The sequence below is a fragment of the Pectobacterium sp. S5 genome, assembly GCF_051707265.1.
Classification (GTDB): domain Bacteria; phylum Pseudomonadota; class Gammaproteobacteria; order Enterobacterales; family Enterobacteriaceae; genus Pectobacterium; species Pectobacterium polare.
This window is the reverse complement of record NZ_JAULSZ010000001.1, coordinates 815740-830354: the sequence shown is the minus strand read 5'-3', so window position 1 is coordinate 830354 and position 14615 is coordinate 815740. Positions and strand designations below refer to the sequence as shown.

Here is a 14615-nt window from a genome sequence, read left to right as displayed (position 1 = left end):
CGCGAAAGCCAGTGCCGCGTCGGGAGCGCGTCACTGGTGGCCCGGCCACGGGCACGCACGCCGAAGGTATCGCGTAGCGACGCAATTTCCCGTGGAAAAGCCTGGGGTCATGGGGCAGCGGCGATTGAGCTGCCCCATGTCGGGCGTGTGCAGCAGTGTGGAAAAGAAGTAACTTGCGTAACACGCACGAAACTTTATGCCGACTGACATAGAAATCGTTTCTATGGCCAACACGGTGGCTAGCCGTCTGGATAAAACAGGTAGGAGTAGATCAATGGATACGTGTCGCATCACCATGGCGCAGGCGCTGGTCAGGTTTCTCAACCAGCAATACCTCAGCGTAGACGGTGAAGAATCCCCCTTTGTGCAGGGCGTCATGACCATTTTCGGTCACGGCAATGTGCTGGGCATCGGCCAGGCACTGGAACAGGAGGCGAATCGTCTCACCGTGCATCAGGGGTGCAACGAACAGGGAATGGCACAGATCGCCGTTGGGTTCGCTAAACAGCACAAGCGGCGGAAAATCTATGCGGTGACGTCGTCGGTGGGGCCGGGGGCGGCAAATATGGTGACTGCTGCGGCGACCGCCACCGCCAACCGCATTCCGGTGCTGCTGTTGCCGGGTGACCTCTTCGCCTGCCGACAGCCAGATCCGGTGTTGCAGCAGGTCGAGCAATATCACGATCTGTCGATCAGCACCAATGACTGCTTCAAACCCGTTTCTCGCTATTGGGATCGCATTAATCGCCCTGAACAGCTGATGAGCGCGCTGATTAATGCGATGCGCGTGCTGACCGATCCGGCAGATACCGGTGCGGTGACGCTGTGCTTGCCGCAGGATGTGCAGGCGGAAGTCTGGGACTATCCGGCATCGTTTTTCCGTAAGCGCGTCCATCATCTCGAACGCCGTCCGCCGGATGCGGCACGGCTGGATGAGGCGGTAGCGCTGATTGCGAAAAAGCGTCGTCCGATGCTGATTTGCGGCGGCGGCGTACGTTACTCAGGCGCACATGAGGCGCTGGCGCAGTTTGCCGAGCAGTTTGCGATTCCGTTTGGCGAAACGCAGGCGGGCAAAGGCGCGATTGTATCCTCACATCCGCTGAACTGCGGCGGCATTGGCGTGACGGGCGGGCTAGCGGCGAATCGACTGGCGCACGAGGCGGATCTGATTATCGGCATCGGGACGCGTTTAACCGACTTTACCACTGGCTCCAAATCGCTGTTTCAGAACCCGAACGTCGAATTTTTACTGCTCAACGTTGCCGAGTTCGATGCGTTAAAACTGGATGCGCTACCCCTGATCGCCGATGCGCGCGTCGGGCTGGAAGCGCTGTCTGAACGGCTGGCGACGGCATCGTATCGTAGCGGCTGGCAGCAGGCCGTCGAACAGGCTCGTGCGGAATGGGAACTCGAGCTACAGCGGCTGTTTACCGTGCAGGATAAGGGCGAGCTGGTACCGGAAGTGGTGGACGGTCTGGAAGACAAGCTGGATGAATACCGCCAGATGTTGAATACCCATCTGACGCAAACGCGCGTGCTGGGCATACTGAATGAAGAGCTGGAAGACAACGCGGTTGTGGTGGGCGCGGCGGGCTCGTTGCCGGGCGATCTACAGCGCGTGTGGCAGGTGAAAACGCCGGACAGCTATCATCTGGAGTACGGCTATTCCTGCATGGGATACGAAATTGCGGCGGCGATTGGTGCGCGCCTTGCGGCACCACAACAGCCCGTCTACGCGATGGTCGGTGACGGTTCGTATTTGATGCTGCATACCGAACTGCAAACGGCGGTGCAAGAGGGCATCAAAATCACCGTGCTTCTATTCGATAACGCGGGCTTTGGCTGTATCAACAATCTGCAAATGAGTCAGGGAATGGGCAGCTTCTGTACGGAAAATCGCTACCGCGATGCGGAATCGGGGCAGCTGCGCGGCGCACTGATTCCGGTGGATTTCGCCAAGAACGCGGAAAGCTATGGCTGCAAAGCGTGGCGGGTGAATGACGAAGCCTCGCTCAGGCTGGCGCTGACGGAATCACGCCAGCATTCTGGGCCCGTGCTGCTCGATATCAAGGTACTGCCGAAGACGATGACGCACGGCTACGAATCCTGGTGGCGCACCGGCACGGCGCAGGTTGCCGACAACCCAGAGATTGAGTCTGCGGCTAATAGTGTGAAAGCTGCGCTTTCCCGCGCACGGCAGTATTAGGTGATCTCTACTTTGGCGCTGCCTCTTATCTGCAAATAACGCAGGGATGCAGGTGGGGTTAGCTGCAATCCGGCGTAAAAAATTATGCTGAGGAGATAGCTGGCTTAGGATGAGCCGCATGGACGCGGCGAAAGCTTGCGCCACGTATGGAACGTGTCGCAAGCGGTCCGTTAAGCCTGATACCGACGAAGGCATCGCGTAGCGACATAATTTAGCCAAAAGCCAGGGTTCACAGGGCGACGGCGACTGAGACGCCCTGTGTCGGGCGCGTGCTACGAAGTGGCATGGAATGGCAGTATTGTAGCGCACGAAACGGTCTCTGAATCTGCATAAAATTTGACGAAGAGACAGCCTGTGCAGATGAGGTTTGCGATCTTTAGTGCTGCCTAATCCTTTCCCTATACTCCCGAATCTAATTGAAACATTCATTTCATTTTCAAACCACGGTTTCATTTTCCTTCCCGTTGTGTGCCAGCGCCTGACCGATCCTCTGACATTCCGGTATACCGCCATAAACGTACTTATTCGATGTGTGATTGGGGTTGCAGAAAACAGCGAAGATGTCATGAAAATGTTAACTGACACGCAAAAATATAATTTTCAATTTATACAAAACTGAAATAAATGTTTTATTTTATCTATCGGGATTCGCGGTAAAGAGCGGGTGATGATGGGGCTGGGGGGGAATGCGACTAGCTGTTATCCGTCACTTTTTCAGTCTGGCATTAAACGCCACTCAGGCAGCAAGGGAGCACCTATGTTTAACATCGCTTTACTGGGCGCGGGCCGCATCGGTCAGGTCCATGCAGTGAACATCGCGGCACACAAAGAAACCAACCTGTACGCGGTGGTCGATCCCAGCCCAGCCAATGCTACGGCGCTGGCCGAACGCTACCACACCAAAATACAAACCGTGGATGAGGTCATGAACGATCCGGCGGTACACGCCGTCCTGATTGCCTCCGCGACCGACACGCATGCTGACCTGATTGAGTTGGCCGCTAAACATGGCAAAGCCATTTTCTGTGAAAAACCGGTGCATCTGGATATTGCCCGCGTTCGCGACTGCCTGACCGTCGTCAAACAGCAGAACGTGCCGTTGTTTGTGGGCTTCAACCGCCGTTACGACCCGCAATTCCGCCGCGTCAAAACGCTGGCTGGTGAAGGCCGCATCGGCAAACCGGAATCTCTCCTGATTATCTCTCGCGATCCGTCGCCGCCGCCTGCTGAGTACGTCCGCGTTTCCGGCGGTATGTTCCGCGACATGACAATCCATGATTTTGATATGGCGCGCTTCATTATGGGCGAAGAGCCGGTGTCGGTCTTTGCGCAAGGCAGCAACCTGGTCGATCCGGCGATTGGTGAGGCGGGCGACATCGATACCGCGTTTATCGTGCTGAAATTCGCCTCTGGCGCGATGGCGACCATCGTCAACAGCCGCCGTTCTGGCTACGGCTACGATCAGCGCCTCGAATTACATGGCGCGAAGGGCGTGCTCAGCGCGGGGAACATCCGCGAAAACGTGGTCGAGCAGTGGACTGACGACGGTTGTCTGGCGGCGAAACCCGAATACTTCTTCCTGCAACGCTATCACGCCGCCTACGCGGCAGAGTGGCAGCACTTTGTCGATGTACTGAATGGCCGCACGCAGCCGGAATGCTCCGGGCTGGACGGTGAGCGTGCGCTGAATCTGGCGGATAAAGCCTTTGAATCACTGGCTCAAGGCAAGGAGGTCGCCGTGTAACCGTATCGGCATCGGCACACGTTTTACCTGCTTTCAACCCTACACCCATACTCATAACAGAAGCAGAGAAAAGACATATGAAAAAGATCATCAGCGTTTCCGCAATCGCCATCGCACTGGGTCTGTCTGGTTTTGCTCAGGCCCAAAATGAACAAATCGTTTTCAGTACGCCGAATCTCGCTATGCCGTTTGAAGTACATATGCAGCGCACCGCCGTTAAAGCCGCCAAAGAACTGGGCGTGAATTTGCAGGTGCTGGATGGGCAGGGTAGCTCACCGAAGCAGGCCGCCGACTTGGAAAATGCCATTACGCGTGGGGCACAGGGCTTTGTTGTATCGCCGAATGACGTCAACGCCGTGTCCAGCGCCGTTACCGACATTCAGGATGCCAAGCTGCCCGTGGTGACGCTGGATCGTTCGGTAAAAACGGAAAAAGCGGTGCCGCACTTTGGTGCCAATAACTATAAAGGCGGTCAGGCGATTGCCGACTATGTCAAAACCAAATTCCCAGATGGTGCAGCGATCATTCTGCTGACCGGTCAACCGGGTTCGTCTTCTAACATCGAGCGTACGCAGGGGATTCGCGACAGCCTGAAAGCAGGCGGCAGCAAATACCACATCGTCGCTGACCAGACGGGGAACTGGATGCGTTCCGAAGGGATGCGCATCGTGGAAAGCGTTTTTCCTTCGCTACCTAAACGCCCGCAGGTGATCCTCTCTGCGAATGACGACATGGCGCTGGGCGCGATTGAAGCGTTACAAGGGCAAGGTCTGAAACCCGGCGACGTGATGGTGACCGGCTTTGACGCCGTGCCGGAAGCGCTGGCTCGCGTACGCGACGGTTGGCTGGCCGTGACTGCCGATCAACGTCCGGGCTACGCGGTGACCACCGCATTGACGCAGTTGACCAATAACATCCGCAGTAAAGCGCCTATCACCGGGGCAGACTACCAACCGACCATGATTACCAAAGATAACCTGAACGATGCTGAACGTATTGGCGAAGCGGGTAAATAAGTCGTTTTCTACGTAATCAATAAAGGTATTCAGCAGGCCGCGTCCGCGCGGCCTTGCGGGAGGAAGGTAAACATGACGGAACCCCTACTGAACATTACCAATCTGGCAAAGAGCTTCTCCGGCGTTTGGGCGTTGAGCAACGCGCAACTGACCGTACAGCCGGGAGAGATTCATGCGCTATTGGGAGAAAACGGCGCGGGTAAATCGACGCTGTTGAAGGCGCTGGCAGGGGCGCAGCCGCAGACCAGCGGCGACATCTGGTTTGGTGGTGAGACGCTGTTGCCGCTCGAATCGCCCGTTGAGCGCCAAAAGCGGGGGATTATCACCATTTATCAGGAGTTTAATCTGCTGCCCAATATGAGCGTGGCGGAGAACATGTTTCTGGGACGCGAGCCGCAGAGCCGCGGTGTATTCGTGGACGCGCTGGCGGTGAATCGCGAGGCGAAAGCGGTACTGGATTATCTGAAATTGAACATTGCGCCGACGACGCAGGTGGCGCGTTTGAGCGTGGCACAGCAGCAGATGGTGGAGATTGCCAGAGCGCTGACGCTGAACGCCAAACTGATTGTGATGGACGAACCGTCGGCGGCGCTGAGCGACAGTGAAGTCGACAGCCTGCACCGTGTGGTGCGAGAGCTGAAAGGGCGTGGCGTGAGCGTGGTGTATGTCACGCATCGGCTGCATGAAGTCTTCCAGCTGTGTGACCGATTTACCGTGTTTCAGGATGGCCGCTACACCGGTTCTGGCGACGTCGCCAGCACGAATGTGCAGGAGATTATTCGCCTGATGGTCGGCCGTGACGTGGTGTTTAACCGCCGCCCGCCTTCGGAAACGCACCATCAGGATAAGCCGGTACGGCTGGCAGTGAAGGGCTTAAGCCGGGAAAAACCACCGCTGGATGCGCACGGCATCGCGCTGAAGGACATCAACTTCCAGGTGCATGCGGGCGAAGTGCTCGGTATTGCCGGGCTGGTGGGCGCAGGACGTACGGAAATCGCGCGCTGCCTGTTTGGTGCAGACGCATTCTCTACCGGTGAATTTGTGCTGGATGACGCTCCCTATCATCCTTCTACGCCGCTGCATGCGCTGTCGCAAGGCATTGCGCTGGTGCCGGAAGACCGCAAGAAAGAGGGCGCGGTACTGGGGTTGTCGATCAGGGAAAATATCTCGCTTTCCAATCTCTCGTCGCTGATGCGCTGGCGCTGGTTTGTCGACACCCGTAAGGAGGACGACCTGATTGAGGCCTACCGTCAGGCGCTGCACATCAAGATGGTGAACAGCGATCAGGAGGTGCGCAAACTGTCGGGCGGTAACCAGCAAAAGGTGATTCTTGCCCGCTGTATGGCGCTGAACCCCAAAGTATTGATTGTGGATGAGCCCACGCGCGGCATCGATGTCGGCACCAAGTCCGAGGTGCATCAGGTGCTGTTCGATATGGCGAAACGGGGCGTCGCCGTGATTGTGATTTCCTCCGACCTGCCGGAAATCATGGCGATTTCCGACCGCATTATCACGCTCAGCGAAGGGCGGATTAGCGGGGAAATTCATGGCGATGACGCCACAGAAGAAAAACTGATGACGATGATGGCCATTTGCCACGACGCATTACACGCAGCATAACGGAGGTGACGCATGTCCCAGCAGCCGCTTTCTAAGAGTATTACGCCGTCCAATCCGCGTGGACGTTTTGATCCGATTGCCTTTTTTGAACGCTTTGGCGTGTTTATTTTCATGATTCTGCTGCTGATCTTCTTTCAGTCGCAGAACAGCAATTTTCTGTCCGAGCGCAACATCACCAACATCCTGACCGAAGTTTCCATCTACGGCATTATGGCCGTGGGGATGACGTTCGTCATTCTGACCGCCGGGATCGACCTGTCCGTCGGCTCGATTCTGGCAGTGTGCGCCATCACCGCTGCCTCGGTGATTAAAGGCGACAACTTCACCACCGTCGATCCGGATGCCTGGTACGGCTTGAGCTGGCTGGTTGCATTGGGCGTCTGTCTGGCGATGGGCACCTTCATTGGTTTCCTGCATGGGTTGGGTGTCACCAAACTGCGTCTGCCGCCGTTCATCGTCACGCTGGGCGGGATGACAATTTGGCGCGGGTTAACGCTGGTAATGAACGACGGTGCGCCGATTGCCGGCTTTGACCCCGGCTATCGCTGGTGGGGACGAGGCGAGATCCTGGGTATTTCGGTGCCGATCTGGATCTTCGCGCTGGTCGCCTTGCTGGGTTATCTGGCGCTGCATAAAACCCGCTGGGGTCGCTTCGTGTACGCCATCGGCGGCAACACCGAAGCCGCACGGCTGGCTGGGGTGAACGTGCAGCGTGTATTAGTCAGCGTCTACGTCGTGATTGGCTGTCTGGCTGGGCTGGCGGGCTTCATTCTCAGCGCCCGTCTAGGCAGCGCAGAAGCGGTCGCGGGGATCACCTTCGAGCTGCGCGTCATCGCCTCGGTGGTCATCGGCGGTACCTCGCTGATGGGCGGCTACGGCCGGATCAGCGGCACGATTATCGGCTCGATTATCATGGGGATCCTGATTAACGGATTGGTGTTGATGAACGTATCGGCCTACTACCAGCAGATTATCACCGGATTAATTATCGTGCTGGCCGTGGCGTTCGACACCTACGCCAAGAGCCGTCGCGGCGCTATCTGAGCCGCACCCGTACCGACTCTCTTTTCGCACCGAGGTGGATATGAAGGATGTACGCATTGGGTTAATCGGCACCGGCTATATCGGTCGTGCGCATGCCATCGCCTACGCGCAGGCGCCGACGGTCTTCCCGCTGAAAGGCAATCTGGTGAAGGCGATGCTGGCAGAAGTGTCACCGGAGCTGGCAGCCCGAAAGGCGCAGGAGTTTGGTTTCCTGCGCTCAACAGGGGACTGGCGTACGCTGGTGGCAGACCCAGACATTGACGTGGTGGATATCTGTGCGCCGAATTTTCTGCATAAGACGATGGCGATGGCGGCCATCCAGCACGGTAAGCATGTTTACTCGGAAAAACCGCTGGCGCTGAACGCGCGTGATGCCCGAGAAATGGTCGACGCCGCGCAGCAGGCCGGTGTGAAAACGCTGGTGGGCTTCAACTACATGAAGAACCCGACCTCACAGCTGGCCAAAGAGATTATCGCCAGCGGCGAGATTGGCGACGTGGTGCATTTTTACGGCACGCATAACGAAGATTATCTGGCCGATCCGAACAAACCGGCCGACTGGCACTGTTTCAAAGAGACGGCTGGGCTGGGCGCGCTGGGGGATCTGGCGGCGCATATCGTCAACATGGCGCAGTATCTGGTGGGCGATATCGCCAGCGTCTGCGGTGACCTGCAAACGGTGATTGCGCAGCGTCCGACGGCACTAGGCAGCAGCGAATTCGTGCAGGTGGAAAATGAAGATCAGGCGCATGCGATGGTGCGGTTTGCCAACGGTGCTCGCGGCGTGATTGAAACCTCACGTATTGCCTGCGGCCGCAAAATGGGTCTGACCTACGTGGTAACCGGTACGAAAGGCACGCTGAGTTTCACGCAGGAACGCATGGCGGAGCTGAAGCTCTATCGGCATGACGAACCAGAGAACCGGCAGGGATTTAAAACGCTGCTGACCGGGCCACAGCATCCTGACTATGCGGCTTTTTGCGCCAGCGCCGGGCACGGTATTGGCTTTAACGATCAGAAAACGGTAGAGGTGCGCGACCTGATCGACGGTATTGCGGCTGACGTCCCTATGTGGCCGGATTTCGAAGAGGGCTGGAAAGTTTCGCGAGTTCTGGATGCGATCGTGCAGTCACACGAAACGGCGCGCTGGGTGAATGTGGATGAGGTGGGCTAATACGCCAGCTGACGTGATTTCTTCTTTTTTGCAGGATTTTTTACAGGATTGGCCGCTATGAATAAGGAAAAGACGTTTGATGTGATTTGCATGGGGCGCGTCGCTGTCGATCTGTACGGGCAGCAAATCGGCGCGCGTCTGGAAGATATGGGCAGCTTTGCCAAGTATCTGGGCGGGTCGTCCGGCAACGTGGCTTACGGCACGGCGCGGCAGGGACTACGTTCTTCTATGCTGGCGCGGGTGGGCGACGAGCATATGGGGCGCTTCCTGCGTGAAGAGCTGAATCAGGTCGGCTGCGATACCAGCCATTTGATTACCGATAAGGAACGTCTGACGGCGCTGGTGCTGTTGGGCATCAAAGATCGCGATACCTTTCCGCTGATTTTCTACCGCGACAACTGCGCCGATATGGCGATCTCGCCAGAGGATTTCACCGAGGATTACATCGCGTCGTCGCGCTGCCTGGCAATTACCGGCACGCATCTCTCTCACCCTAACACGCGCGAAGCGGTGCTGACGGCGCTGCAATACGCGCGGCGCAACGGGGTGAAGACGGCGTTGGATATCGACTACCGTCCTGTGCTCTGGGGGCTGACATCGCTGGGCGATGGCGAAACCCGTTTTGTTGAAGCGCAGGCGGTCACGGAGCAGTTACAGCAGGTGCTGTCGCTGTTCGATGTGATTGTCGGCACTGAGGAGGAGTTCCACATTGCGGGCGGCAGTACGGATACCTTGCAAGCGCTACGCACGGTGCGGCAGCACACGCAGGCGGAACTGGTGTGCAAACGCGGGGCGCTGGGCTGCTCGGTGTTTAGCGATGCGATTCCTGACCATCTGGATAAAGGCATCACGATCAAAGGCGTGCGCGTGGATGTACTGAACGTGCTGGGGGCAGGCGATGCGTTTATGTCCGGTCTGCTGCGCGGCTACCTCAACGGAGAAGGCTGGGAAAAAGCCTGTGCGTACGCCAATGCCTGCGGCGCACTGGTGGTGTCACGCCACGGCTGCGCGCCAGCTATGCCAAGTAAGATCGAACTGGATAACTATTTAGCCCGCGCGGCAAGCGTCCCGCGTCCCGATTTGGACGAAGAACTTAACCATCTGCATCGTGTTACGACACGTCGTAAACAGTGGCATGAGCTGTGTGTGATCGCGTTCGATCACCGCAGCCAGTTGGAAGACATGGCGCTGAACTGCGGCACAGAAATCAGCCGTATTCCGGCACTGAAAAAGCTGATTCTGCGTGCCAGCTATGACGCGGCGCAGCAGGCAGGGCTTGACGGCAAAGCGGGTCTGCTGTGCGATGGCACGTTCGGACAGGATGCGCTGAATGACATCACCGGAAAAGGCTGGTGGATTGGCCGGCCGATTGAGCTGCCGGGATCGCGCCCGTTAATGATGGAGCGCGGCAATATTGGCTCACAGTTGGTGAGCTGGCCGCTAGAGCACGTAGTGAAATGTCTGGTGTTCTTCCACCCGGAAGATGCCCACGCGCTGCGGCGCGAGCAGGAAATGAAGGTGATGGAGGTCTATCAGGCCTGTCGCCAGTCCGGCCATGAACTGCTGCTTGAAGTTATTCTGCCTGCGGGGATGCCGCATAGCGATACGCTTTATCTGCGCGCGATTCAACGCTTCTACAACCTTGGCGTGCGGCCAGACTGGTGGAAACTGCCGCCGCTGTCCTCCGAAGGTTGGGCACAGCTTACGCCGCTGCTGGCGCAGCGCGATCCTTACTGTCGGGGCGTGGTGATTCTGGGGCTGGATGCGCCGCTGGAAACGTTGCAGCAGGGTTTCAGCGCCGCCGTAGGCTTCCCGATTGTGAAAGGCTTTGCTGTCGGTCGCACCCTGTTTGCCCAGCCAGCACAAAAGTGGCTGCGTAACGAGATCGATGACGCCGAATTGATTGAGCAAGTTAAACATAACTACCTGCAACTGATCGCCGTCTGGCGTCAGCGCGGTTAACCCATTCTATGTGTTTGAATAAAGGACATAACATGACCGTTCAACTTGGTATTAATCCACTCACCTGGACCAATGACGATCTGCCTTCTCTGGGCGCGGACACCCCGCTGGAAACCTGTCTGAGCGAAGGGCGGCAGGCGGGTTTCGCCGGTTTTGAATTAGGTAATAAATTCCCGCGTCAGGCCAGCGTGCTGGGGCCGATCTTGCAAGCGCACGATCTGCGCTTAGTCTCCGGCTGGTACTCCGGCGAACTGCTCACCCGCTCAGTAGAAGAAGAGATTGAAGCGGTGCAGGGGCATCTGGCGTTGCTGCGCGACCTCGGTGCGACGGTGCTGGTGTTTGCCGAAGTGACGGGCGCGATTCACGGCGACCAACAGAAACCGGTCCATCTGCGCCCGCGTTTCCCCGAAGAGCACTGGTCGGAATACGGCAAAAAACTGACCGAGTTTGCGCGTTATACGCAAAGCCAGGGTGTGCAGATTGCCTATCATCACCATATGGGCACGGTGATTGAAAGCGCGCAGGACGTGGACAATCTGATGGAACATACCGGGCCGGAAGTCGGGCTGCTGCTGGATACAGGACACTTTACGTTCGCGGGTGCCGATCCGGTTGCAGTGGCGAAGCGCTGGATTAACCGCATCAATCACGTTCACTGCAAAGACATTCGTCCAGATGTGCTGAAAGACGTGAAAAACCGCAAGACCAGTTTTCTGGACGCGGTGCTGAGCGGCGTCTTTACCGTACCGGGCGATGGTTGCGTCGATTATCCGGCGGTGTTCAGCATCCTGAAAGCCCATAATTACAGTGGATGGCTGGTGGTCGAAGCGGAACAGGATCCGGCCGTTGCGCATCCGCTGACGTACGCGACGCTAGGCTACAATAACTTGCAACGTTTCGCCCAGCAGGCGGAATTGATCTGATTCGTGGTGATATCCCCGCATATTCAAGCTGCCAGCCGACCAACGTGCAGGCAGCTTGAAGTAGGGGGAGATAAGGAGGCAAAAGATGTCCCGACTGTTATCACGCCATCGTGCCCCTGACGAACATGGCCGTACGCAGCACATCACGCCGGAAACGGCGGGCTGGCGATACGTGGGGTTCGAGGTCTATCAATTGGCACCTGAGCAGGTGCTATCGCTGCCTGCCAGCGATAACGAGCGCTGTCTGGTGCTGGTCAGCGGCAAGGCAACGGTGGTCACGCCGAGTGAGCGCTTCGAGCAGATTGGCGACAGAATGAGCCCGTTTGAGCGCAGAAAACCCTATGCGGTTTATGTTACAACTGGCGAGACGATTACGGTGACGGCGCACACGGCGCTGGAACTGGCAGTTTGCGCCGCACCGGGGTTCGGCACGCATCCGACCCGACTGATCGCCCCGCAGGATATCGACGCCGAGCAGCGTGGCGTCGGCAATAACCAGCGCTATGTGCATAATATTTTGCCGGAGGACAAAGCGGCCGACAGCCTGCTGGTGGTCGAAGTCTACACCGATGAAGGCTGCACCAGCTCTTATCCCAGCCACAAGCACGATGTCGATAGTCCGCCGCAGGAAACCTATCTGGAAGAAACCTACTACCATCGTTTGAATCCAGAGCAGGGATTCTGCCTGCAACGCGTCTATACCGATGACCGTTCATTAGATGAGTGCATGGCGGTCTACAATAGGGATGTGGTGCAGGTGCCGCGCGGCTATCATCCGGTCGCCACGATTGCAGGCTATGACAGCTACTATCTGAATGTAATGGCTGGCCCGACGCGCCAGTGGCGTTTCACCTGGGAAGCCGATCACCAGTGGATCAACAGCCCCGAATATGCGGATAAGCATAGGAAGGGATAGCAATAATCGTATTGCCGTAAGGCGATAGTGAACGTATCTGGCATAGCACCTCTCTGTTTTGCGGGGCGTATGCCAGTTTTACGTTTGGTCAGTGCATTTTCTCATTTAAACCTACCGTTTCTTTTGGACTACTCGTTATATTGCCTCGCAAGCATCATAAGGAATGACGGTAAGGGATTCATGGATGACATAAAAATCTCTGCGTTAGCGGAGGCTGTTGCTGAGGCGATAAAGGATATTGTTTATAACGCGATAACTGATGGCCTGATGAAATCGGTGACCCCAGCAGTATTTTTTACGGCAGGATCTCCCGGTGCTGGTAAGTCTGAGTTGATTAACCAAAGGCTCCGCGTTTTTTCTAATATTCTGGTAATTGATGCTGATGAATTTCGTCGGCTATTGCCTTACTACGAAGAAACCAATGCGCTACTCTTTCAACGTGCGGCATCGAATCTTGTTGAATATGTCTACATGAAAGCGACAGCTGAGGGTTTAGACATCATCATGGATTCAAATTTTGCGAGTTTTAAGAACGCTGAGTTCAATCTCTCTCTGGCTCTAGGTCGTGGTTATTTAACGGCTATTGATTATGTCTATTTGGATCCTGCACTCGCTTGGGCGTATGCCAGACAGCGAAAGCGCAAGGTACCGTTGAGTGTACTAAAGAATAACTTCATGACGTGTCGCTCGACGATTAAGAAGGTGTTGAAGGATGAACGATTTATAGGAAGGGTACAGGTGACGGTGTATTACCGTGAAAAAGACTTTACGCAGCCCAATAAATTTAACGTTACTCGTATCAGAAATATTAAAACAGAGGCGGAGTTTTTGAACTCGCATCGCTGTCCCTACACTAAACTTGCCCACCTTAATGTCATCGCTGTATAATAAATACCCAGATTTAAGGAGCGATTATGTCATCAAAATCCGAAGCCATACGGGAGAGAAATGCGTTTTCTCTTGCCGATCTCTATGGCGAAGACATTTCCCCTGATGCCGCAGATGCCGACATGGTTGCTTTCGAACGCTCTATGGATGATATGCTCCCTGCATTACTTTCCGCTAATGCAGAGAAAACGGAGCTCTCCACCGATCCGCTGAGAAAAAAACGTGCCGTTGCAGCTAAAACTGATGAGACTGCCTTAGTGGAACATATTGTTTTGGTAGAAAGTTCAGAAATGCACAGGGATAGTGAAACAAGGCGTCGACGGAATAAACCGGTATTCTCTTCCAGATTCAAAAGTAAGTAATAAATCGGCTTCACATCAGAAGCCGATTTCAATTCATCGAACCGCATTACCATTCTCTTTAATCGGTTACTCTACTTCTAGCGTCGTTCCCGCCATTCCAACGTACCTTCTTTCAAATAGCCAATGTGGCTGGCCATCAGTTCGGCTTCTTGTTCGCTGTGTGTGACTAAGAGCGCGGTTTGTCCGGCATCGCGCAGGATGTCGCGCACTTCCTGTCCCAGTCGTTTGCGGCTGTCGGGATCGAGGCTGGATAGGGGTTCGTCGAGCAGCAGAACAGCAGGCTGCGGAGCCAGCGCCCGTGCGAGTGCAATACGCTGCTGTTGTCCGCCGGACATCTCATGCGGGTAGCGTTGTGCCAGCGAGACAAGATCGACCAGCTCAAGCATGGAGCGGACGCGGGACTGCTGAAGATCCTTCGGCTGTTTTCTCAGGCCAAAGGCAATATTCTGCTCGGCGGTCAGATGGGGAAACAGCGCGTAGTCCTGAAACACCATCCCGACGTTGCGCTGTTCCGGTGGCAGATGCACGTTTGGGCCAGCCACACAGCGTCCGCCGACGTGAATCGTTCCCTGAGTCAGGTGCTCAAAACCCGCAATCGCGCGTAAAGCCGTGGTTTTACCGCATCCTGATGCGCCCAGCAGACAGGCCAATTCACCAGCGGTAACTTCCATAGAAAAACCGTTCAGCACGTGATGAACATTATGCTTGTGCCCGTAGGCGACGTGGACATTATTCAGAACGAGTGTAGCCTCAGACACCT

At 56.2% G+C, this 14615-nt stretch carries 12 protein-coding genes; 11 read left to right on the top strand and 1 reads right to left on the bottom strand.

Going from position 1 to position 14615, the window contains the following annotated elements; translation table 11 throughout:
* Positions 1–274: 274 nt before the first annotated feature.
* The 11 genes from iolD (at position 275) to QWJ20_RS03720 (ending at position 13855) form a co-directional block, all read left to right on the top strand.
* A complete protein-coding gene (gene iolD, locus QWJ20_RS03770; RefSeq protein WP_433991897.1) occupies positions 275–2206 on the top strand; it encodes a 3D-(3,5/4)-trihydroxycyclohexane-1,2-dione acylhydrolase (decyclizing) in 1932 nt (643 codons plus the stop codon).
* 757 nt (positions 2207–2963) lie between these two features.
* Positions 2964–3950 (top strand): inositol 2-dehydrogenase, encoded by a 987-nt coding sequence (iolG, locus tag QWJ20_RS03765; protein ID WP_433991896.1) that lies wholly within the window; start codon positions 2964–2966, stop codon positions 3948–3950.
* 77 nt (positions 3951–4027) lie between these two features.
* Positions 4028–4966 (top strand): substrate-binding domain-containing protein, encoded by a 939-nt coding sequence (locus QWJ20_RS03760; protein ID WP_039487669.1) that lies wholly within the window; start codon positions 4028–4030, stop codon positions 4964–4966.
* A gap of 72 nt (positions 4967–5038) precedes the next feature.
* The gene (locus tag QWJ20_RS03755; protein WP_109413063.1) at positions 5039–6586 is read left to right on the top strand and encodes a sugar ABC transporter ATP-binding protein; all 1548 of its coding nucleotides are present in this window, start codon (positions 5039–5041) and stop codon (positions 6584–6586) included.
* A gap of 12 nt (positions 6587–6598) precedes the next feature.
* Positions 6599–7630: an ABC transporter permease gene (locus tag QWJ20_RS03750; RefSeq protein ID WP_010281439.1), complete on the top strand. Its 1032-nt coding sequence runs from the start codon at positions 6599–6601 to the stop codon at positions 7628–7630.
* Between the two features lie 40 nt (positions 7631–7670).
* Positions 7671–8804 carry a Gfo/Idh/MocA family protein gene (locus tag QWJ20_RS03745; RefSeq protein WP_219678522.1) on the top strand — a complete coding sequence of 378 codons (1134 nt, stop codon included), beginning with the start codon at positions 7671–7673 and terminating at the stop codon, positions 8802–8804.
* Between the two features lie 57 nt (positions 8805–8861).
* A complete protein-coding gene (locus tag QWJ20_RS03740) occupies positions 8862–10766 on the top strand; it encodes a bifunctional 5-dehydro-2-deoxygluconokinase/5-dehydro-2-deoxyphosphogluconate aldolase (RefSeq protein ID WP_095994098.1) in 1905 nt (634 codons plus the stop codon).
* A gap of 32 nt (positions 10767–10798) precedes the next feature.
* Positions 10799–11689, top strand: coding sequence for a myo-inosose-2 dehydratase (gene iolE / locus QWJ20_RS03735; protein ID WP_433991895.1), 891 nt, complete (start codon positions 10799–10801; stop codon positions 11687–11689).
* 85 nt (positions 11690–11774) lie between these two features.
* A complete protein-coding gene (iolB, locus tag QWJ20_RS03730; RefSeq protein ID WP_433991894.1) occupies positions 11775–12605 on the top strand; it encodes a 5-deoxy-glucuronate isomerase in 831 nt (276 codons plus the stop codon).
* A 180-nt stretch (positions 12606–12785) separates the two neighbouring features.
* Positions 12786–13493: a zeta toxin family protein gene (locus QWJ20_RS03725; protein WP_433991893.1), complete on the top strand. Its 708-nt coding sequence runs from the start codon at positions 12786–12788 to the stop codon at positions 13491–13493.
* Between the two features lie 26 nt (positions 13494–13519).
* Entirely contained in the window at positions 13520–13855 is a 336-nt protein-coding gene (locus tag QWJ20_RS03720; RefSeq protein ID WP_433991892.1) for a hypothetical protein, read from the top strand.
* A gap of 77 nt (positions 13856–13932) precedes the next feature.
* Here QWJ20_RS03720 and QWJ20_RS03715 read toward each other — a convergent pair whose 3' ends face one another.
* The gene (locus tag QWJ20_RS03715) at positions 13933–14613 is read right to left on the bottom strand and encodes an ABC transporter ATP-binding protein (RefSeq protein ID WP_433991891.1); all 681 of its coding nucleotides are present in this window, start codon (positions 14611–14613) and stop codon (positions 13933–13935) included.
* Between the last annotated feature and the right edge of the window lie 2 nt (positions 14614–14615).

Bases quoted from the DNA above. Each gene is read 5' to 3' on its own strand.
- iolB (WP_433991894.1), top strand. From the start codon at position 11,775: ATGTCCCGACTGTTATCACGCCATCGTGCCCCTGACGAACATGGCCGT.
- QWJ20_RS03725 (WP_433991893.1), top strand. From the start codon at position 12,786: ATGGATGACATAAAAATCTCTGCGTTAGCGGAGGCTGTTGCTGAGGCG.
- iolG (WP_433991896.1), top strand. From the start codon at position 2,964: ATGTTTAACATCGCTTTACTGGGCGCGGGCCGCATCGGTCAGGTCCAT.
- iolE (WP_433991895.1), top strand. From the start codon at position 10,799: ATGACCGTTCAACTTGGTATTAATCCACTCACCTGGACCAATGACGAT.
- iolD (WP_433991897.1), top strand. From the start codon at position 275: ATGGATACGTGTCGCATCACCATGGCGCAGGCGCTGGTCAGGTTTCTC.
- QWJ20_RS03745 (WP_219678522.1), top strand. From the start codon at position 7,671: ATGAAGGATGTACGCATTGGGTTAATCGGCACCGGCTATATCGGTCGT.
- QWJ20_RS03750 (WP_010281439.1), top strand. From the start codon at position 6,599: ATGTCCCAGCAGCCGCTTTCTAAGAGTATTACGCCGTCCAATCCGCGT.
- QWJ20_RS03740 (WP_095994098.1), top strand. From the start codon at position 8,862: ATGAATAAGGAAAAGACGTTTGATGTGATTTGCATGGGGCGCGTCGCT.
- QWJ20_RS03760 (WP_039487669.1), top strand. From the start codon at position 4,028: ATGAAAAAGATCATCAGCGTTTCCGCAATCGCCATCGCACTGGGTCTG.
- QWJ20_RS03720 (WP_433991892.1), top strand. From the start codon at position 13,520: ATGTCATCAAAATCCGAAGCCATACGGGAGAGAAATGCGTTTTCTCTT.
- QWJ20_RS03755 (WP_109413063.1), top strand. From the start codon at position 5,039: ATGACGGAACCCCTACTGAACATTACCAATCTGGCAAAGAGCTTCTCC.